Consider the following 18425-nt stretch of genomic DNA (forward strand, 5'->3'; position numbering starts at 1 on the left):
ACAAGCACAGTGGAAATGCTACATGATGTAAGTTGTCGAACAATCTGAGCCATTTTCCTGACCGGGAGATGGCATAAATTGAGCCTGTTCTTGCATTAAAAATAACAATATAGGTTCATCATGTCAGCATTACATCGTATTGTGATTGTCGGTGGCGGCGCCGGCGGTCTGGAGCTTGCTACCCAACTCGGTCATCGTTTGGGTGAATCGGGCAAAGCGCAGATTATTCTGGTCGATCAGAAACTGACCCACATCTGGAAACCGCTGCTACATGAAATTGCAGCCGGCACGCTCAATCCGCATCAGGAAGAAACCAACTATTTTGTCCATGCTGCCCAGCATCATTATCAGTTTATATTAGGCACACTGGTTGTCATTGACCGGGCCCAGAAAAAGATTCAGCTGCAGGCACCACAATTTTCCAAAAAAGAGCAGCTACCGAAGCAGATCGACGTGGACTATGACACACTGGTGCTGGCGCTGGGCTCCACTTCCAATGACTTTCATACCGAAGGGGTGAAACAGCACTGTCATTTTCTGGACAGTCTGCCCCAAGCCACGGTGTTTCATCAGGACTTGCTGCACCTGTATTTAGAAGCCCAAAATCAGCCGCAAAGCCGTGCCCTGAATATTGCCATTATCGGCGCCGGTGCCACCGGTGTTGAACTGGCGGCAGAGCTGTATCAGGCCAAACAGACCTTTGCCCAATATGGTTTAAACCGGATTGACCCGCAGCAGGTTCGGATTACGCTCATTGAAGCTGCCGACCGGATTTTACCAGCGCTGTCGCAGCAAATTTCCCGGCATACCCAAGTCCAGCTGGAGCGCTTTGGTATTGAAGTGCTGACCCAGCATCGGGTGGCCAAAGTCGATGAAGAACAGGTTTATTTTGCTGCAGGTAATCCGCTAGAAGCAGAAATTAAAGTCTGGGCTGCCGGAATTCAGGCCCCGGAAATTTTTAAACAGTGGGATGATTTTGAAAAAGATCATCTGCACCGTTTAAAAGTCTATGCCACCTTACAGACTTATACCGACCCCAACATTTTTGCCTTTGGCGATTGTGCCCATTGCCAGCCCAAAGCCGATGAACCGGTGCTGGGTCCGCGTGCGCAGGTGGCCAGTCAGCAGGCCAGCTTTCTGGTTCGTGCCCTGAGCCAGCACGTGAATGGGAAACCACTGCCGATGTTTAAATTCTCCGACAAAGGCTCGCTGATTTCTTTAAGCCAGCATACGGCCGTGGGTGAATTACTCGGTCGGGTCAATGTACAGGGCATAGTCGCCAAGTCGATGTATGTGTCTTTATACCGGCTGCATCAGGCCACCATTCATGGCTATACCCATGCCGGGGTGCTGACCGCCAAAGATATGCTCGGCAGAAAAATTGGCCCTAAAATAAAATTGCATTGAAATTTTATCGACTGCCCCAATATCTGGGAAAATGTCATAAAAAAGCCAAATGTGAGTTTTTTGAGTAAAAGTATTCAACAAATTTGCCTTTTCACTTTATGATGTACCCTTAGAAAACTAAATGGATCTATAACATGACTGCTATTGCAAATGACCTCGTGGTTACTTTCCACTACACATTGACTAACGCAGAGGGTGAAACTCTCGACCAATCTCAAGGTGAACCACTTGCCTATTTGCATGGTGCGGGTAACATCATCCCTGGTCTTGAAAAAGCCCTAGAAGGTAAAACTGTGGGTGAAAAATTCACTGTAAACGTACCTGCTGCTGAAGGTTATGGCGAATACAACCCTGACCTGGTTCAAGAAGTTCCAGCGCAAATGTTCCAAGGCGTAGACAGCATTCAGCCTGGCATGCAGTTCCAAGCACAAACTGATGACGGCGTACAGATCGTAACGGTTAAAGCAGTTGAAGGCGAAAACGTAATCGTTGATGCAAACTTCCCGCTTGCTGGTCAAGACCTGACTTTTGAAGTTGAAATCGTAGAAATCCGTGAAGCGACTCAAGAAGAGTTAGACCACGGTCACGTACACGGTGTTGGCGGTCATCACCACTAATCTTGTGACAAGATGGAAAAGGCAAAGTCTGACTTTGCCTTTTTTTATGCCTGAATTTTAGTGGGTGAATAAACCATCACGATGCTGATTCGCCCGCTGCAGACAAGGCTTGGGCCAGATTGTGTTTGGCCTGTGCTTCATAATGCTGCTGGAAATACCGGGTCTGATATAGCGGTTGCATCTGATAAAACTGCATCAATACCGCACGGCGCTTGGGCTGATAAAGCTGCTGCTCAACCAAGGCATATTCCTGACGAATCTGTTGCTGATATTCAGCAAAACGTACTGGCGGCGCAGCCAGAATTGCCAGATCAATATCCAGCAAGGCATTTAAATCTGGCTCATCACTAGGCTGATGCTGCCGGGTCGCGAGAATCCAGCGGCTCACGGTTTCCAGTTGTGCTGCCGTTAAAAAATCTGCACATAACTGCTGGCACAATGTCGCACTTTGTGCTTCATTGTCCTGCGCTTTAGGATGATAGACCGCATCATGAAACCATAACGCCAGCTCGACCAGCGATGGTTGCTGCAACTGTGTGCGAATCTGATCGAAATGCTGCAGACATTCCAGAATATGCTGCACGCCATGATAGTGCCGCTGCGGCTCACTATAGGCCGCCAGCAGCCGCGCATACAGCTGCTGCGTCTGGCAGCGATTCAGCGAAAACTGCTGAGCGCAGCGTTGCCAATACAACTGAAAATCAGCAAGTTCTGATTGCATGGCACGCACTCCCCTGTTTATGCGGCTTGCTCATCTCGCTTAAACACCAGCTCACCTTTTAGGGAGCTGTCAGCATCGAAATAATAGCCATCGCTATTAAAGCCTTTTAAATCTTCAGCACGTTCAATTTTATTTTCGATGATATAGCGCGCCATCAAACCACGGGCTTTTTTGGCATAGAAGCTGATGACTTTATATTTGCCATTTTTCTGGTCTAAAAATACCGGCTTGATGATTTCTGCCTGAATCTTGCTTTCTTTCACCGATTTATAATATTCATCCGAAGCGATATTCACCAGCAATTCAGACTTGGCCGCAGCCAGATCTTCATTGATCAGATCAGTAATGATGGTGCCCCAGAATTCATACAAATTGCTGCCACGCGGATTTTTCAGCTTGGTGCCCATTTCCAGACGATACGGCATCATTAAATCCAGCGGGCGCAATAAGCCATACAGACCTGATAACATGCGCAAATGCTGCTGTGCATAATCAATGTCCTGATCCTTCAGGCTATAGGCATCCAGACCGGTATAGACATCGCCTTTAAAGGCAAACAGCGCCTGACGCGCATTGGAAAAATCAAAATCGGTCTGCCAGTCGCGGAAGCGTTCTACGTTTAAATTGGCAATTTTTTCGCTCACACTCATTAAATTGGCGATTTCTGAAGCAGATAGCGTACGACTAACGTCGATAAGTTCTTGTGAATGCGCTAATAGTCTTGGTAAGGTGTGGCTGTCGGTGGGTAATGCAGATTCATAATCTAAAGTCTTAGCAGGAGAAATTAAGGCGAGCATACACATCCTGATCAAAAAGTGGTTAAAAAATAATTAATCAAACTATAACAGTCAGCTTATTTTAATGCCAATCTGTGTTTTTCCTAAACATAATCGGTAAAATAATCGATTCTCCTGCCATTATTCGATTATCTTATGTCCGAGCAAATTTTCATTCCAGGTCCTGTGGGTCGAATTGAAGTTTTCGTAGATTATCCACAGGGTGAAGTGAAAGGATTCGCGGTTGTCAGCCACCCCCATCCATTGCAAGGCGGCACCCCGCAACACAAAGTTCCTGCATTATTAGCACAAATGTACCTAGAGCGCGGCTGCGTGGTATATCGCCCAAGCTTCCGCGGTTCAGGCCAGAGTGAAGGTGTGCATGATGAAGGCTTTGGCGAAACGGACGATATTCTAGAAGTCATCAAATATGCGCGCAGCCAGCACATTGGCCTGCCGTTCTATGCCGGCGGTTTCAGCTTTGGTGCGCATGTGATGGCAAAGAGTTATGCAGCGCTACCGGTTGAATTACAGCCAAAACAGACCATTTTATGCGGCTTGCCGACTGCGACGGTGGCCGGCGTACGTCACTATGTAACCCCAGAAATTAAAGGCGACATCCTGTTTATTCATGGCGAAGCTGATGATGTGACCCTGCTCTCGGACATGATTACTTGGGCCAAACCACAGCGTCATCTGGTTACCATTTTACCGGGCGCTAACCATTTCTTTACCGGCTATTTAAAACAGCTGCGGATTGCAATTACCCGCTTCCTGGCCTTAGGCTAAAGACAAAAACCCATCTGCTGATGGGTTTTTTTATGGGAGGAGATCAGTGACGGTACTGTTAATTTTAAAATGGATACAGACGAAATGGCTTCGCAATTCCAATCTGGGATTGTTTTAATTTTTCCATTCAAAGGCCGTAAAGTTTTCATCCTGTTTTAAGGTCTGCTCGACCGCCTGGGCCAGCTGATTTAGCAGGCTTTGCGATTCAATCCGGTCAAACCAGTCCTGCTCTTCTTCCGGATAAGACAGGATTTCACACACCAGTCGTCCTTCGACATCGCGGCTTTCACAGCTCACGCTTAAGGGCAAAGGATGATCTTCCACACTAACCGCAATTTGTGCGCCACTTTGTGGCAAGGTTTCAAAGCCGTGCTGGTTTAACTGTCGGGCCAGCAAATCTGCCACATAGTCCTGGGCAATCTTACAGTCCTGTAATTCGGCCTTGTTATCACATTGTGCGGTAAACTGGAGTGTTTTCATAAACGACCCTACTGCTGTTCTTGTTGTATATTTAGCATAAGCAATATAAAACAAACAGCCAAGCAAAAGCTTGGCTGTTTTGGGTTATTTTTCTCTTTATTCGGTCACTTCAATCTGCAGGCCGGCCTGAGCGGTCAATTGGGTAAAGGTCGGGAAGCTGGTCGCGACCGTTTCTGTACCCACAATTTTAATTACTTCCGAGTTACGTAAACCGGCAATCGAGAAGCTCATGGCAATACGGTGGTCATGATGTGACTCAATTTCACCGCCGGTGAACACAGGCGACCAGTCACCTGCTTTGCCCTTGCCTTCAATGATGATGCCATCTTCAGTTGGGGTACAGTCAATGCCCATGGTTTTCAAGCCATCTGCCATCACCTGAATCCGGTCAGATTCTTTGACGCGAAGTTCAGCTGCACCAGTCAATACAGTCTGACCTTCCGCACAGGCTGCTGCAATAAACAGCGCCGGGAATTCATCAATCGCCAGTGGCACCTGATCTTCCGGAATATGAATGCCTTTTAAGGTACGGCTGCCCTGAATACGAATGTCGGCAATCGGTTCACCACCGGCAATACGCTCGTTGGATACAGTAATATCTGCACCCATTTGTTTGAGGATTTCAATCACGCCAGTACGGGTCGGGTTAATGCCCACAGCTTCTAAAGTGACATCGGCATTTTCAGTAATGGCCGCGCCCACCATAAAGAACGCTGCAGATGAAATATCTGAAGGCACCTGAATATTGGTTCCCACCAGTTTACCGCCGCCTTGCAGGGAAATACGGTTACCTTCGGTTTTCACTTCATAACCAAAAGCACGCAGCATACGCTCGGTATGGTCGCGGGTTGGTTCCGGTTCAGTTACTGCAGTTTCACCTTCGGCCCACAAACCGGCCAGTAAAATTCCTGATTTCACCTGTGCCGAAGCCATTGGTAAATCGTACTGAATGCCTTTTAACTGCTGGCTGCCCGTAATTGACACCGGTGGCGTACCACGCTCACCTGTGGTCTGGATTTGCGCCCCCATTTCACGTAATGGCTTGGCAATACGCTCCATTGGACGCTTGGACAAGGATGCATCACCGGTCATCACCGAATCAAAGGCCTGCGCCGATAACATGCCTGACAGCAAACGCATGGAGGTGCCAGAGTTCCCCATATACAGTGCACCGGCTGGAGCTTTGAGGCCCTGCATACCAACACCATGAATGGTCACTTCACCATTTTTCGGGCCTTCAATACTGACACCCATATCGCGAAAAGCCTGCAAGGTCGCCAGCGCATCTTCACCTTCCAAAAAGCCGGTGACATGGGTGGTGCCTTCTGCAATTGCACCAAACATGATTGAACGATGTGACACAGATTTATCACCTGGCACAGTAAATTTACCCTGGAAATTTTTAGAGCCCGGTAAAATCGTAAATTGTTGTGTCACTTTATTGTTCTCCATCAACGGTTTTTTGGCCAGCATATGATTAAAATGCTGACGCGCTGCTTGAGCATGTCCCAGCAGGCCCATTAAAGCCTGCGAGTTTTCCTGTTCGATCAGCTGGCGCAAGATTGCCAGCTGTTGTTCAAAGCCATCGACTGCATTCAAAATTGCCTTTTTGTTGGCAAAGAAGATGTCGTGCCACATTTGTGGATCACTGGCTGCAATTCGCGAGAAATCACGAAAGCCGCCTGCAGCATAGCGAAAAATATCTAAATTGTCTTCCCGGTTGGCCAGTTGCTCCACCAGGTTAAATGCCATTAAATGCGGAAGATGACTGGTATGTGCAAGCACTTCATCGTGCTTGTCCACATCCATACAGATTACTTCCGCTTTGGCTGCTTCCCACAGTTGAATCAGTTTATTGACCGCCCAATCCGCACTGGTCGGTAATGGAGTCAAAATCACTTTATGATTGGCGAATAAATCGACCTTACCGGCATGGACCCCGGTATGCTCGGCTCCAGCAATCGGATGCCCCGGCACAAAACCGGCAGGCAGTTGTTCACCAAAAACCGCTTTGGCTGCATCGACCACATTGCCTTTGGTACTGCCGACATCGGTCAGGATTGCATCAGGTTTTAAATACGGTTTAATCTGCTGCAACACATATTCGGTGGCACGTACCGGCAAGGCCAGCACCACCAGATCAGCATCTTTCACCGCCTCGACCGGATCGCTATAACCGGCAGCAATTAAACCCAAGGCTTTGGCATCTTCTAGCGTTTTTTGCGAACGGGTCGATGCCACTACCTCATGAGCCAGCTGTTCAGCCTGAATCACACGCGCCAGACTTGAGCCAATCAGCCCAAGTCCAATAAAAGCGACTTTTTCAAACAGGGGTTGCGTCATGGCTTATGCCTTTGCCTCCAGACCTAACACCTTCGCCAGTGCAGTCAGGAATTTGGCATTTTCTGCTTCTGTTCCAATCGATACACGAAGATGGTTTGGAATACCAACCGGACGTACAATCACGCCTTCTTTGAGCAAGGCATTGAAGGTTTGTGCCGGATCAGCCTGTACATCAACCAGAATAAAGTTGGCACGTGAAGGTACATAATTCAGGCCCAGTGCCTTAAAGCCCGCTTCCAGCTGCGCCATACCAGCCTTGTTCACTTCACGTGATTTTTCGATAAAGGCTTCATCTTTCAGCGCTGCTACAGCTGCCACCATAGCTAAATGGTTCACGTTAAATGGCTGACGGATACGGTTTAAATAGTCAGTCACCTGTACAGAGGCCAGAGCAAAACCAACTCGTAGCGCTGCCAGACCATAGCACTTCGATAAAGTACGGCTAACAATCAGGTTTGGATACTGATCCAGATATTTCAGGCTGTTGAAGTTTTCCGGGAAGTATTCCACATAGGCTTCATCCAGTACCACAATTACATTGGCCGGTACTTTCTGCATGAAGGCTTCAAATTCAGCTTCTTCAAACCAGGTGCCAGTCGGGTTATTCGGATTGGCAATGAACACCAGCTTGGTGTTGGCTTGAATGGCTGCAGCCATCGCCTCTAAATCGTGCGAGAAACCTTTGGCTGGTACTTCAATGGCCTGTGCATTAATGGCCTGAGTCACCAGTGCATAAACCGCAAAGGCGTGCTGGCTATATACGATTGAGTCCTGCTCGGACACAAAAGCGCGGGCAAACATTTCCAGCAGGTCATTTGAACCATTACCCAAAGTAATCCGTTCATGACCAAAACCAAACTGCGCTTCAATCTGGTCTTTTAAAATAAAACCACCACCATCTGGATAACGACCAATTTCTGCCAGCTCGGCAGCCACAGCCTCTTTGACTTTGTCTGAACAGCCCAACGGGTTTTCATTGGATGCCAATTTCACAATATCGGTAATACCCAATTCGCGCTCAAGTTCACTGATCGGCTTACCTGGTTGATATGGCTTTAACTTAGAGATGCCTTCATTGGCTGGGACAAACGACATTTTTTACTTCCAGATTTACAGGTGAAAAGCAGCCGCATGCAGCGCACACGGCCACCAGAGAATTTTATAAAACTGCCGCCGGATAAGAGCCGAGTACACGGACTTCTTTCACCAATGGACGGATTTCTTCAATCGCAGCTTTAACATTGTCTTGCTCAATATGACCTTCCAGATCAATAAAGAACACATAGGCCCATTTTTCAGGTAAAGCCGGACGGGTTTCAATACTGGTTAGACTAATGTTGTGTTTGGCAAATGGCGCCAGAATTTCCAGCAAGGCACCGGCACGGTCATGTGCAGACACCAGCAATGAAGTTTTGTCATTGCCGCTTTGTGGCACTTTCTCACGGCCAATCACCAAGAAGCGCGTGGTGTTTTCCGGGTTGTCTTCGATATTGCTGTGCATGATTTCAAGATCATAAATGGTTGCCGCAATTTCAGAAGCAATGGCCGCAGAATGCCATTCATTACGAATACGGCGCGCCGCTTCACCATTGGAACTTAAAGCCACACGCTCCACCCCAGGATAATGCGCATCTAGCCATTTACGGCACTGTGCCAGCGTTTGCTGGTGAGCATAAATCTGTTTAATGCTGTCTTTACGGGTATTTGCAGAAATCAGGAACTGATGATGAATCGGCAATTCAACTTCGCCAATCACATTCAGATTTGAAGTTTTAAAGCAGTCTAAGGTATGGTTCACCACCCCTTCAGAGGAGTTTTCTACCGGCACCAGACCATAATGCGCACTGCCCGCTTCCACTTCACGGAATACTTCATCAATGGTTTGTAAAGGGCGCACCAGGGCATCATGACCGAAATGCTTGAGTACCGCAGAATGGGTATAAGTCCCAACAGGCCCCAGGAAGGCAATACTTTGCGGTGCTTCCAGTGCCAGACAGGCCGACATGATTTCACGGAATAAACGTGCCATGGTCTGGTCCGACAATGGGCCTTCATTGCGATCCATAACATTACGTAAAACTTGTGCTTCACGTTCCGGACGGTAAAACAGCGGATTCTCTTCAGCGGCAAATTTGGCTTTGGCCACCGCTTCTGCCAATCGTGCGCGACGGTTAATCAGTTGTTGAATCTGCATATCAACAGAGTCAATTTCCTCACGAATATTGTTCAGGTCAAGAGAAGTCGTTGTGTTTTGATCGTCGTTGATCATTGTTATGTCGCCCTTCATAAACGGTATGCAAACAGTATAACAATAGTTAGCTTTCAAATGTTGCGCAATACAACTTTGATTGATTCAGTCTTAAAAACAAACAGTTGGTTAAACTCTCTGCAACTTGTGAGATTGTTTATCAATTGAACAGCTATGACTCATGAATAATTCTGAACAAGTCACGACGCTTTGCCTGTTTTTCCATCCAGAGTGTAGCGAATTTAAGCAGATGAAACAGGGCCTTTTTCCAATCAGCCGATAGCTTTTGCATCTGAATTCGATGAATAATGATAGGATTTTACAAGTTTATTGCGTAAACTGAACAGGCGTCATAATTACTTACATAGAAAATTACGCCCATAAATATTGAATAAAATTCCAGAAATTTTAACTTGAAAAAGAAATAAGAAAACTGGTTACAAAGCAGCAATGAAATTTTGCTTTTTCCCCTTTACTCTTTTATTTAAAGCAATTCGGAGAATAATAATGTCAAAAAGAATCGCGGTGCTGATTACCCATGATTATGAAGATGCAGACTATCCAGAATTGATCCACGCCTTCCGTGCAGCGCGGCATAGCGTGGTAAATGTTGAAAACAAGGCCGGCAATATTATCTATGGTTATCAACGGCGCAGCTCGGTAACCATCGACCAAAGTATAGATGATGTGACCATTCATCATTTTGATGCGCTGCTGATTCCCGGCGGCCAATCTCCGGCACAACTGCGTGATGATCTGCGTTTTGTCGATTTTGTCCGAAATTTTGCCAATGCCCAGAAACCGATTATGAGCACCTGTCATGGTCCGCAACTGCTGATCCATGCCAGTGTGGTCAAAGGCCGGCGCATGACCAGCATTGCCCCGGTGATGCTGGAACTGATGGATGCCGGCGCCGTGTATTTTGATGAGGCGGTAGTGAATGACAATAACCTGTATATTTCCTCACGCTCACCAGCAGACTTGCCGATTTTTATTCGGGAAAGTCTGCATGTGCTCAGCCTGCATTAAAATCAGTCTCAGAAACACACCCACCAAAAAACACCCGCCCAGTCGATGCTGGGCGGGTGTTTTCATTTGGTCTGATGTACAGGACTTAACGGCCCAATAAACCGCGCGCCACAATCTCTTTCATAATTTCATTGGTGCCGCCATAAATCCGCTGGATACGGGCATCGACAAAGAAACGAGAAATTGGATATTCAGTCATATAACCATAACCACCAAACAGCTGCAGCAGCTGATCGGCCACTTTCATCTGCATATCGGTCGAGAAGCTTTTCAATGCTGCTGCTGTTTCGACATCCAGTTTGCCCTGCATATACAGCTCAACATTCTGGTGATAAAATGCAGCCGTGGCCAGCTCATCAATTTTAGCCTGTGCCAAAACAAAACGGCTGTTCTGGAACTGGCCAATTTTCTGGCCAAAGGCCTGACGTTCCTGAACGTATTGCGTGGTGATGTCAATCGAACCGCGGATAGCGCCCAAGGCGGTGGCGGCAATCGCGGTCCGTTCACGTGGCAATTCCTGCATTAAATAAGCAAAGCCCTGGCCCGGCTGGCCCAGTAACTGTTCTTTAGGTACCTTTACATTATCAAAGAACAATTCCGAGGTGTCCTGAGCGTGCAGGCCAATCTTGTCGAGGTTGGTGCCTTTCTTAAAACCATCCAGATGGGTATCGACTAATAATAAAGACACGCCTTTGGCGCGTGCCTGCGGATCGGTCTTTACTGCCAGCACTACCAGATCGGCATGTTGACCATTAGAAATAAAGGTTTTAGAACCATTTAAAATATAATGATCATCCTGCAAAATGGCATGACTGCGCATGGCTTGCAAGTCAGAACCAGCACCCGGCTCGGTCATACCAATCGCACCGACCACTTCACCGCTAACCATTTTTGGCAACCAGTACTGTTTCTGTTCTTCTGAACCAATATTTAAAATATACGGCGCAGCAATTTCTGAATGACAGGAAATACCGGTAGACAGTGCGCTATAACCAGCACGTGCCGATTCTTCCACCAGCATCAGCGAATAATGGGTCGGTACGCCATAGCCGCCATACTGTTCCGGTACATCTACACATAAAAAGCCGTTTTCACCCAGCTGGTTCCAGACCGAGCGCGGCATAATTCCTTCCCGTTCCCACTGTTCATAATGCGGGGCAATCTGTTCACTCATAAAGCGGCGGAAGTTGTCACGGAATAATTCTAAATCTGCATCATAAGCCAGCATAGTCCATCCTTGTAGGGTATACATTCTTGTTTTACATTCAGCCCCATGCTATGCATTTTAAAGCGTACTGTCATGGCTTTTCCCGGCTTTTTTATTGACTGCCAAGTAATAAAAAAAGGAAGCCGAAGCTTCCTTTAGTCACCGCCCTGCTGTTAAGTCGAAGCAGATTGCTGGTTTTGTTCTGCCATCTTGCGGTCAATTTCTTCCGGATTATTTAATGCATATTGCAGCTTTTCCTGATCCAGCTGACCGACCCACTTCGCTACAACAATGGTTGCCAATGAGTTACCCACCAGATTGGTCAAGGCACGTGCTTCAGACATAAAGCGGTCAATACCCAGAATTAGCGCCAGACCGGCCACCGGAATCTGCCCCACAGCCGCCAGTGTTGCCGCCATCACAATAAAGCCTGAACCGGTCACCCCTGCTGCGCCTTTAGAGGAAATCAACAGCACCAGCAATAAAGTAATCTGATGATGCAGTTCTAAAGGTGTATTGGTGGCCTGAGCAATAAAGATTGCGGCCATGGTTAAATAAATCGAGGTACCATCCAAGTTAAAGGAATAACCCGTTGGAATGACCAAACCCACCACCGATTTTTCACAGCCGGCAATTTCCAGTTTCTTCAACATACGCGGTAGTACTGATTCTGAAGATGAGGTCCCCAATACAATCAGTAATTCTTCGCGAATCATGCGGATCATTTTCACGATACTGAAACCGGTCATACGCGCAATACTGCCGAGTATGATAAAAATAAACAGCACACAGGTCAGGTAGAAGCAGATAATTAACTGCGCCAGTTGCGCCAGACTGCCAATCCCGTATTTACCAATGGTAAAGGCCATCGCACCGAAAGCACCAATTGGCGCAACTTTCATGATCATGTTCACAATGTTAAAGAACACATGCGAAATCTGGTCAATCAGTTTCAAGACCGGCTTACCTGCTGGCCCTAAACGGTGTAAAGCAAAACCAAACAGGATGGCAAACATCAGCACCTGCAGGATTTCACCCTGGGCAAAGGCACCGACCACGGTATTTGGAATGATATTTAACAGGAACTCGACTGTAGATTGCGCTTCACCAGTTTCTACATATTTGGAAATACCGGTGGTATCCAATGAAGCTGGATCAACGTTCATGCCAACGCCTGGTTTCCAGACGTTAATCACCACCAGACCAATAATCAGGGCGATGGTAGAGACAATTTCAAAATACAGTAATGCCACGCCACCGGTTTTACCGACCGATTTCATGCTTTCCATACCAGCAATACCACTCACCACGGTACAGAAAATCACCGGCGCAATAATCATTTTGATTAAACGGATGAAGCCATCACCTAAGGGTTTCAGCTGCTCACCCAGACCCGGAACATACTGTTCCACGCCATTAATAATTTGTGTGCCACTAGGAGAATAATGACCGACGAGAATACCTGCAATAATTGCAATAATCACCTGAAAATACAGGGATTTATAAATAGGTTGTTTGGCCATAACAGATCTACTTTTGTTCTTGTCCCGAGGACAAATACCCTTGATTTTTTACCCACGACCTGTTCTGCCTGTTTTTAAAACAACAGGCATACGCTGCCTTGAGCCATGGCTCAAAACATTCAACGCTTTATTTTCATCGGCAAAAGTCGGACTTACTTTGAGCCGCCAGAATCAACAGGCTCAAACGCAAAAGCGGCTTTTAGAACAGGAGATGAGTAAAAATAAAAAACAATATAAAACGCTGCGAATTTTACCTAAAATTCAAATGTAGTGCTGCTAAAAACAGCGCGAACTGGCGAACTTTAAAGCAGAAACAGCTTAGACATTAGTCTAAATCCGAGCAAAGCATACGGTTTTTAAAAAGCCGCGAAAATGTGTATATTGTGGGAAGCGACCGGCGCCATTTATTTGAGATTCAGGCAGTTACATGAGCACGAAAAGAAACATTTATAAAGACGTTGAACATCCTTTTGCCCAGTACGTGCGTATTGTGGGAAAAGGCAAAAATGGTGCACGTTCCCTCACCTATGAAGAAGCCTATCAGGCCTTTTCCATGATCCTGAAACAGGAGGTACTGGATGTTCAGCTCGGCGCTTTTCTGATGCTGCTGCGGGTCAAGGAAGAATCGGTCGATGAACTGGCCGGCTTTGTTCAGGCCACCCGTGACCAGTTGCAGTTTAAAGCTTTAGATGTAGATCTGGACTGGTCCTCTTATGCCGGGAAACGCAAACATTATCCGTGGTTTTTACTGGCCGCGCTGACCCTGGCCAAACAGGGTTTTAATATTGTGATGCACGGTGCTGCCGGGCATACCATCAACCGGGTCTACACCGAACAGGTGCTGGAATACTTAGGCTATCCAATCTGCCAGTCAGATACGGAAGTCGAACAGCAATTACAGCAGCGTCATTTTGCCTATCTGCCTTTAGACGTGATTTCTCCGGTGCTGGCCGATTTGATTGCACTGCGGAATGTGATGGGCTTGCGCTCTCCTATTCATACCCTCGCCCGACTGATTAACCCCTTTAATGCCAAAGCCACCGTGCAGGCCATTTTCCATCCGGCCTATCGCAGTTCCCATCAGCAGTCGGCGTTTAAACTGGGCTATCTGAACAGTGCGGTGATTAAAGGTGAAGGCGGCGAATTTGAACGGAATCCGGATGCCAAAACCTTAATTTGTGGCATTCGTAACGGCGAGCTGTATGAACATGAATTGCCAAAGCTGACCGACAACCGCAGCCCGATTGAAGAAGAACTGGACCTGGCGGTATTTAAAGCCGTCTGGGAAGGCCAGCAATCGCATGACTATGGTGAAGTGGCGGTGGTGGAAACCATGGGCATCGCGCTGTATACCATGGGCGTCTGCGACAGTTTTGCAGCAGCCATGGACAAAGCACAGCAATTCTGGGCTGCGCGTTTAAATGCTTAAGCCACAAAAGACTGCCAATAAAAAAGGTAAGCCGCGGCTTACCTTTTTTGCATGAATCCGTTTCCTTAAAGTTTAAATAAACTTGATCGGCTGGAAATCTTCATTTTTGTGATGATCATCATCACATTGTTCACCTTCTTCCTTGGTGCCACGGTCGATATAACCGCTACGTTCAGTTTCCGGTAAATGCTGGATTTCCCAGGCATACACGGCCTGCATACAAATTTCGCGCTGCTCTTTGGTCAACGCCACACCATTCGGCCATTTACCAATCTCTACCGCGGTTTTTAGACGACCAACAATTTCAGGATTGAGTACGGCCAGCATCTGTTCAATATTCATCATAAATCCTGCTGTTGCAAAGAATCAAAATCTTGGTTCCAGCCGAGCTTGGTACGACATGCCATATAAAAGTCATAACCCGGTGGATGAAGTAGGTTTAACTTATAGGGATGCTTGCGGATATGCAAACTGTCCCCGACACTGAGTGAAACACTGTGCTGACCATCGGCACTTACCATTGGCAAGACACGGTTTTCACGAATCTGGATTTTAATTTCGCTTTGTCCACCCACCACAATCGGGCGTGAAGACAAGGTATGCGGATGCATCGGTACCAGCACAATCGCATCCATACTCGGATGCACAATCGGGCCACCACCAGACAAGGCATAGGCGGTAGAACCAGTAGGCGTAGATACAATTAAACCATCACTGTGCTGACGATAAACATACTGACCATCAATATTCAGGTCAAAATCAATCATGTGTACCGATTTACCGGAATGCAGCACCACATCATTTAAAGCCACTGCTTCATAAATGACTTCACCTTTGGAGCGCACTTCCATTTCCAGCAGGAAACGGCGGTCCAGCTGAAACTCGCCTTTTAATACCTGATCCAGCTTGAAGATGACTTCCGTGGGTTTAATATCGGTCAGGAAGCCTAAACGGCCACGGTTTACCCCGATGACCGGCGTATTGTATTTGACCAGCGCGCGCGCTGCATGCAGCAACGAGCCATCACCGCCGACCACAATCACCAGATCAACCACTTCGCCCAGCAAGGCGCGGCTGACGGTTTGGGTGTTCGGATAAGGGACCAGTTCTGCTGTTTCTGCATCAAATACCGGATGCAAGCCTAAATTCAGCAGATGATCATGAATTAAACTGAGCGTTTCTACGACCGAAGTTTTGCCAGGACGTCCAATCAATCCGATATTACGAAAGTTCTTGTGTGAAATTTGCACCTACGACATCGCTCCGCTACGATCCGTTGACTATAATAGCACTAACCCGAATGTTTTAAAAAAACTTTAGAAATCTGAATCCAACCGTTTTTTCTCCTCGATTGGCCGCTTCATTCACAGATTAAATATTGCAAATTATGTAAAAGCTTCGCATGATTAGCCTAATTTCTTAGGGTTTTATTGCGATTTATGAAGTCTGAACGTGGCATAGGTATTATTGCACTTCTATTTTGTATACTGGTGATTGGGGCATTTCTGGCATTAAGTATCTACCTGATTCGATTAGATAATATTGTTAGAGATAAATTTGAAGGACAGCGCTGGGACATTCCAGCCAAGGTCTTTGCTCGTCCGCTGGAAATCTATACCAATGCACCGCTCAATAAAGCCGATTTCGTGCAGGAATTAAAACTTTTAGGCTATAAAAGCGCAGAAAGCTATAACAAAACCGGCAGCTATGTCGATGCAGGCGACACCTTGTTTGTACATACCCGCGGCTTCGATTTTGGTGAAAGTGTTGAACCGGAACAGGTACTCAAAGTCAGCTTTGCCAATAACCAGATTGCTGAAGTCAGTGCAACCAAACCATCAACTACCGGTATTGCCCGTTTAGAGCCCATGCTGATTGGCGGGATTTATCCGCAGCACAATGAAGACCGGGTGCTAATTAAACTGAACCGGGTGCCAAAACCGTTAATTGAAGCCTTAATTGCCACCGAAGACCGTAATTTCTATCTGCATCATGGCGTGTCGATTCGCGGGACTGCACGTGCCATTGTCAGCAATATTACCGGCGGGAAACGTCAGGGCGGTTCGACCCTGACCCAGCAACTGGTGAAAAACTTTTATCTGACCCCGGAACGTACATTAAAGCGTAAAGCCAATGAAGCGCTGATGGCGATGCTAATTGAGCTGCATTATGACAAAGATGAAATTCTGGAAGCCTATTTAAATGAAGTGAACCTGGGTCAAAACGGCAACTATTCTATTAATGGTTACGGTCTAGCCTCACAGTTCTATTTTGGTCTGCCGCTGCGTGAACTGAATATTGCCCAGCAGGCTTTTCTGGTTGGTCTGGTGCAGGGACCGTCTTTATATAATCCATGGCGTAATCCGGAAGCGGCCGAAAAACGCCGTAATATTGTATTGAACAATATGCTGGTGATGGGCTATCTGACGCAGGAACAGTATGAAACCGAAACCGCGCGTCCGTTAAATGTGATTGCCAAACCGACCATGGGCCCTGCCCGCTTCCCGGATTTTCTGGACATTGTGCGCCGTCAGTTACGTGCTGAATATCAGGAAGGTGATCTGACCAATCAGGGACTACGGATTTTTACCACTTTAGACCCAATTGCACAGACCAAAGTACAAAGCGCATTTAAAGAATCAGTAAACCGTCTGGCCAATGCCAATCCGCGCCGTTTAAAAGATTTGCAAGGTGCGGTGCTGGTGTCCCATCCTGAAAATGGTGAACTGGTGGCTGCAGTCGGCTCTACCCAAGACTTTACCGGCTTTAACCGTGCGCTGGATGCCAAACGTCAGGTCGGCTCGCTATTGAAGCCAGTCATCTATTTAAGCGCACTAGAATCGGGTCGCTATAACTGGGCCAGTCCGGTACAGGATACCGAAATCAGTATTCCATCTGCCGGCAAGTCATGGACACCGCGTAATTACAGCGGCAGCGAACATGGCGTAGTCCCGATGGCGCAAGCGCTGGCCAATTCCTATAACCTGTCGGCGGTACGTTTGGGTCAGGAATTTGGTCTATCGACCTTCCGTAACCATCTGATTAAATTTGGCGTCAGCAGCGAAAATATTCCACAGTATCCGTCCATTTATCTAGGCGCGGTCGATTTATCACCTATGCAGGTGATGAATATTTATGGCAACTTTGCCACCGGTGGGTTCCAGTATCCAACCAAAGCCATTCGCGCGGTGGTCGATTCTAATGGTCGTCTGCTCGAGCGTTATGGCCTGTCAGTACAGCAGACCATTGAACCGTCTGCGGCCTATATGCTGAATTATGGCCTGCAACAGGTAATGAGTGCAGGAACCGGACGTGCAGCCTATAACAGCCTGTCCAGCGATTTAAAACTGGCCGGTAAATCGGGCACCACCAACGATACCCGCGACTCCTGGTTTGCCGGTTATTCGGGCAACTATTTAAGTGTGGTCTGGTTAGGGCTGGATGATAACAAAGTCACCGGTTTGACAGGTTCATCGGGTGCCCTGCCGGTGTGGAGTAACGTGATGCGTCAACTGCGCCAGAAGCCGGTAAATCTGCGCCAGCCGGACAGCGTGCAGTGGCACTGGATTGACCGTGACTCTGGTCACTTGTCGGCTCAAGGCTGTGCCGGTGCGATGTATATTCCGATTTATCGTAATCATGTGCCGCGTCAGGCCACCGCCTGTGGTTTACCGCATTATCAGGTTGAGCCGGTTTACAATTCGGATACCGAATATTACCAAGCTGTACCTGAAAGCAGTGACAGTATCGAGAATTATATCCAGGAAAGTGAAGCCGAGATGGAAAGACAACTTTCCGAAAATGATGCACGCATCATTTCAAGCGGCAGTTATACGCAATAAGTGGACCCTTAATT

17 protein-coding genes are annotated in these 18425 nt (G+C 47.3%); 7 read left to right on the plus strand and 10 right to left on the minus strand.

Annotation, left to right across the window (positions count from 1 at the left end; all coding sequences use genetic code 11):
- The first annotated feature begins 120 nt into the window (after window positions 1-120).
- Both FTU50_RS01530 and slyD read left to right on the plus strand, forming a co-directional pair.
- Window positions 121-1407, plus strand: coding sequence for an NAD(P)/FAD-dependent oxidoreductase (locus FTU50_RS01530; RefSeq protein WP_180046836.1), 1287 nt, complete (start codon window positions 121-123; stop codon window positions 1405-1407).
- Between the two features lie 134 nt (window positions 1408-1541).
- Complete coding sequence (gene slyD / locus FTU50_RS01535; RefSeq protein ID WP_163170257.1) at window positions 1542-2024, plus strand: peptidylprolyl isomerase; 483 nt, start codon at window positions 1542-1544, stop codon at window positions 2022-2024.
- Between the two features lie 76 nt (window positions 2025-2100).
- Here slyD and FTU50_RS01540 read toward each other — a convergent pair whose 3' ends face one another.
- Both FTU50_RS01540 and yaaA read right to left on the minus strand, forming a co-directional pair.
- Window positions 2101-2745 (minus strand): metal-dependent hydrolase, encoded by a 645-nt coding sequence (locus FTU50_RS01540; RefSeq protein ID WP_171431739.1) that lies wholly within the window; start codon window positions 2743-2745, stop codon window positions 2101-2103.
- A gap of 17 nt (window positions 2746-2762) precedes the next feature.
- Window positions 2763-3542, minus strand: coding sequence for a peroxide stress protein YaaA (yaaA, locus tag FTU50_RS01545; protein WP_180054619.1), 780 nt, complete (start codon window positions 3540-3542; stop codon window positions 2763-2765).
- A gap of 135 nt (window positions 3543-3677) precedes the next feature.
- On the opposite strand from yaaA, the gene FTU50_RS01550 reads away from it, so the two are divergent.
- Window positions 3678-4310, plus strand: coding sequence for an alpha/beta hydrolase (locus FTU50_RS01550; protein WP_005178998.1), 633 nt, complete (start codon window positions 3678-3680; stop codon window positions 4308-4310).
- Between the two features lie 114 nt (window positions 4311-4424).
- Here FTU50_RS01550 and FTU50_RS01555 read toward each other — a convergent pair whose 3' ends face one another.
- The 4 genes from FTU50_RS01555 to pheA form a co-directional block, all read right to left on the minus strand.
- Window positions 4425-4790 carry a hypothetical protein gene (locus FTU50_RS01555; protein ID WP_180046627.1) on the minus strand — a complete coding sequence of 122 codons (366 nt, stop codon included), beginning with the start codon at window positions 4788-4790 and terminating at the stop codon, window positions 4425-4427.
- Between the two features lie 96 nt (window positions 4791-4886).
- Window positions 4887-7133, minus strand: coding sequence for a bifunctional prephenate dehydrogenase/3-phosphoshikimate 1-carboxyvinyltransferase (locus FTU50_RS01560; protein ID WP_005179002.1), 2247 nt, complete (start codon window positions 7131-7133; stop codon window positions 4887-4889).
- A gap of 3 nt (window positions 7134-7136) precedes the next feature.
- Window positions 7137-8228: a histidinol-phosphate transaminase gene (gene hisC / locus FTU50_RS01565; RefSeq protein WP_180054622.1), complete on the minus strand. Its 1092-nt coding sequence runs from the start codon at window positions 8226-8228 to the stop codon at window positions 7137-7139.
- Window positions 8229-8292: 64 nt separating this feature from the next.
- Window positions 8293-9402 carry a prephenate dehydratase gene (gene pheA / locus FTU50_RS01570; RefSeq protein WP_005179005.1) on the minus strand — a complete coding sequence of 370 codons (1110 nt, stop codon included), beginning with the start codon at window positions 9400-9402 and terminating at the stop codon, window positions 8293-8295.
- A gap of 486 nt (window positions 9403-9888) precedes the next feature.
- Here pheA and FTU50_RS01575 point away from each other — a divergent pair, with 486 nt between their 5' ends.
- On the plus strand, window positions 9889-10410 hold the full coding sequence (locus FTU50_RS01575) for a DJ-1/PfpI/YhbO family deglycase/protease (RefSeq protein WP_180054624.1): 522 nt from the start codon (window positions 9889-9891) through the stop codon (window positions 10408-10410).
- An 85-nt stretch (window positions 10411-10495) separates the two neighbouring features.
- On the opposite strand, the gene FTU50_RS01580 is transcribed toward FTU50_RS01575, so the two are convergent.
- A complete protein-coding gene (locus FTU50_RS01580) occupies window positions 10496-11638 on the minus strand; it encodes an acyl-CoA dehydrogenase family protein (protein ID WP_168407491.1) in 1143 nt (380 codons plus the stop codon).
- 152 nt (window positions 11639-11790) lie between these two features.
- Window positions 11791-13140: a dicarboxylate/amino acid:cation symporter gene (locus FTU50_RS01585; RefSeq protein ID WP_180054626.1), complete on the minus strand. Its 1350-nt coding sequence runs from the start codon at window positions 13138-13140 to the stop codon at window positions 11791-11793.
- Between the two features lie 40 nt (window positions 13141-13180).
- Here FTU50_RS01585 and FTU50_RS01590 point away from each other — a divergent pair, with 40 nt between their 5' ends.
- Together FTU50_RS01590 and FTU50_RS01595 are read left to right on the plus strand one after the other, a co-directional pair.
- Window positions 13181-13411 (plus strand): hypothetical protein, encoded by a 231-nt coding sequence (locus FTU50_RS01590; RefSeq protein ID WP_163170260.1) that lies wholly within the window; start codon window positions 13181-13183, stop codon window positions 13409-13411.
- Between the two features lie 156 nt (window positions 13412-13567).
- Window positions 13568-14569: a glycosyl transferase family protein gene (locus tag FTU50_RS01595; RefSeq protein ID WP_005179013.1), complete on the plus strand. Its 1002-nt coding sequence runs from the start codon at window positions 13568-13570 to the stop codon at window positions 14567-14569.
- A gap of 72 nt (window positions 14570-14641) precedes the next feature.
- Here the strand turns inward: FTU50_RS01595 and FTU50_RS01600 are convergent, their stop codons facing one another.
- On the minus strand, window positions 14642-14911 hold the full coding sequence (locus FTU50_RS01600) for a YeaC family protein (RefSeq protein ID WP_005179016.1): 270 nt from the start codon (window positions 14909-14911) through the stop codon (window positions 14642-14644).
- Complete coding sequence (locus FTU50_RS01605) at window positions 14911-15819, minus strand: NAD(+) kinase (RefSeq protein WP_005179018.1); 909 nt, start codon at window positions 15817-15819, stop codon at window positions 14911-14913. The genes FTU50_RS01600 and FTU50_RS01605 overlap by 1 nt, the downstream gene beginning before the upstream one ends.
- 189 nt (window positions 15820-16008) lie before the next feature.
- Between FTU50_RS01605 and mrcB the strand changes: the two genes are divergently transcribed.
- Entirely contained in the window at window positions 16009-18411 is a 2403-nt protein-coding gene (mrcB, locus tag FTU50_RS01610; RefSeq protein ID WP_180046623.1) for a penicillin-binding protein 1B, read from the plus strand.
- The last annotated feature ends 14 nt before the right edge of the window (window positions 18412-18425 follow it).

It is taken from the genome of Acinetobacter sp. YH12112 (genome assembly GCF_013418945.1).
In the GTDB taxonomy this organism is placed as follows: Bacteria; Pseudomonadota; Gammaproteobacteria; order Pseudomonadales; family Moraxellaceae; genus Acinetobacter; species Acinetobacter indicus.

Coding starts and splice junctions, on each gene's coding strand:
- FTU50_RS01530 (WP_180046836.1), top strand. CDS start 121: ATGTCAGCATTACATCGTATTGTGATTGTCGGTGGCGGCGCCGGCGGT.
- slyD (WP_163170257.1), top strand. CDS start 1,542: ATGACTGCTATTGCAAATGACCTCGTGGTTACTTTCCACTACACATTG.
- FTU50_RS01540 (WP_171431739.1), bottom strand. CDS start 2,745: ATGCAATCAGAACTTGCTGATTTTCAGTTGTATTGGCAACGCTGCGCT.
- yaaA (WP_180054619.1), bottom strand. CDS start 3,542: ATGCTCGCCTTAATTTCTCCTGCTAAGACTTTAGATTATGAATCTGCA.
- FTU50_RS01550 (WP_005178998.1), top strand. CDS start 3,678: ATGTCCGAGCAAATTTTCATTCCAGGTCCTGTGGGTCGAATTGAAGTT.
- FTU50_RS01555 (WP_180046627.1), bottom strand. CDS start 4,790: ATGAAAACACTCCAGTTTACCGCACAATGTGATAACAAGGCCGAATTA.
- FTU50_RS01560 (WP_005179002.1), bottom strand. CDS start 7,133: ATGACGCAACCCCTGTTTGAAAAAGTCGCTTTTATTGGACTTGGGCTG.
- hisC (WP_180054622.1), bottom strand. CDS start 8,228: ATGTCGTTTGTCCCAGCCAATGAAGGCATCTCTAAGTTAAAGCCATAT.
- pheA (WP_005179005.1), bottom strand. CDS start 9,402: ATGATCAACGACGATCAAAACACAACGACTTCTCTTGACCTGAACAAT.
- FTU50_RS01575 (WP_180054624.1), top strand. CDS start 9,889: ATGTCAAAAAGAATCGCGGTGCTGATTACCCATGATTATGAAGATGCA.
- FTU50_RS01580 (WP_168407491.1), bottom strand. CDS start 11,638: ATGCTGGCTTATGATGCAGATTTAGAATTATTCCGTGACAACTTCCGC.
- FTU50_RS01585 (WP_180054626.1), bottom strand. CDS start 13,140: ATGGCCAAACAACCTATTTATAAATCCCTGTATTTTCAGGTGATTATT.
- FTU50_RS01595 (WP_005179013.1), top strand. CDS start 13,568: ATGAGCACGAAAAGAAACATTTATAAAGACGTTGAACATCCTTTTGCC.
- FTU50_RS01600 (WP_005179016.1), bottom strand. CDS start 14,911: ATGAATATTGAACAGATGCTGGCCGTACTCAATCCTGAAATTGTTGGT.
- mrcB (WP_180046623.1), top strand. CDS start 16,009: ATGAAGTCTGAACGTGGCATAGGTATTATTGCACTTCTATTTTGTATA.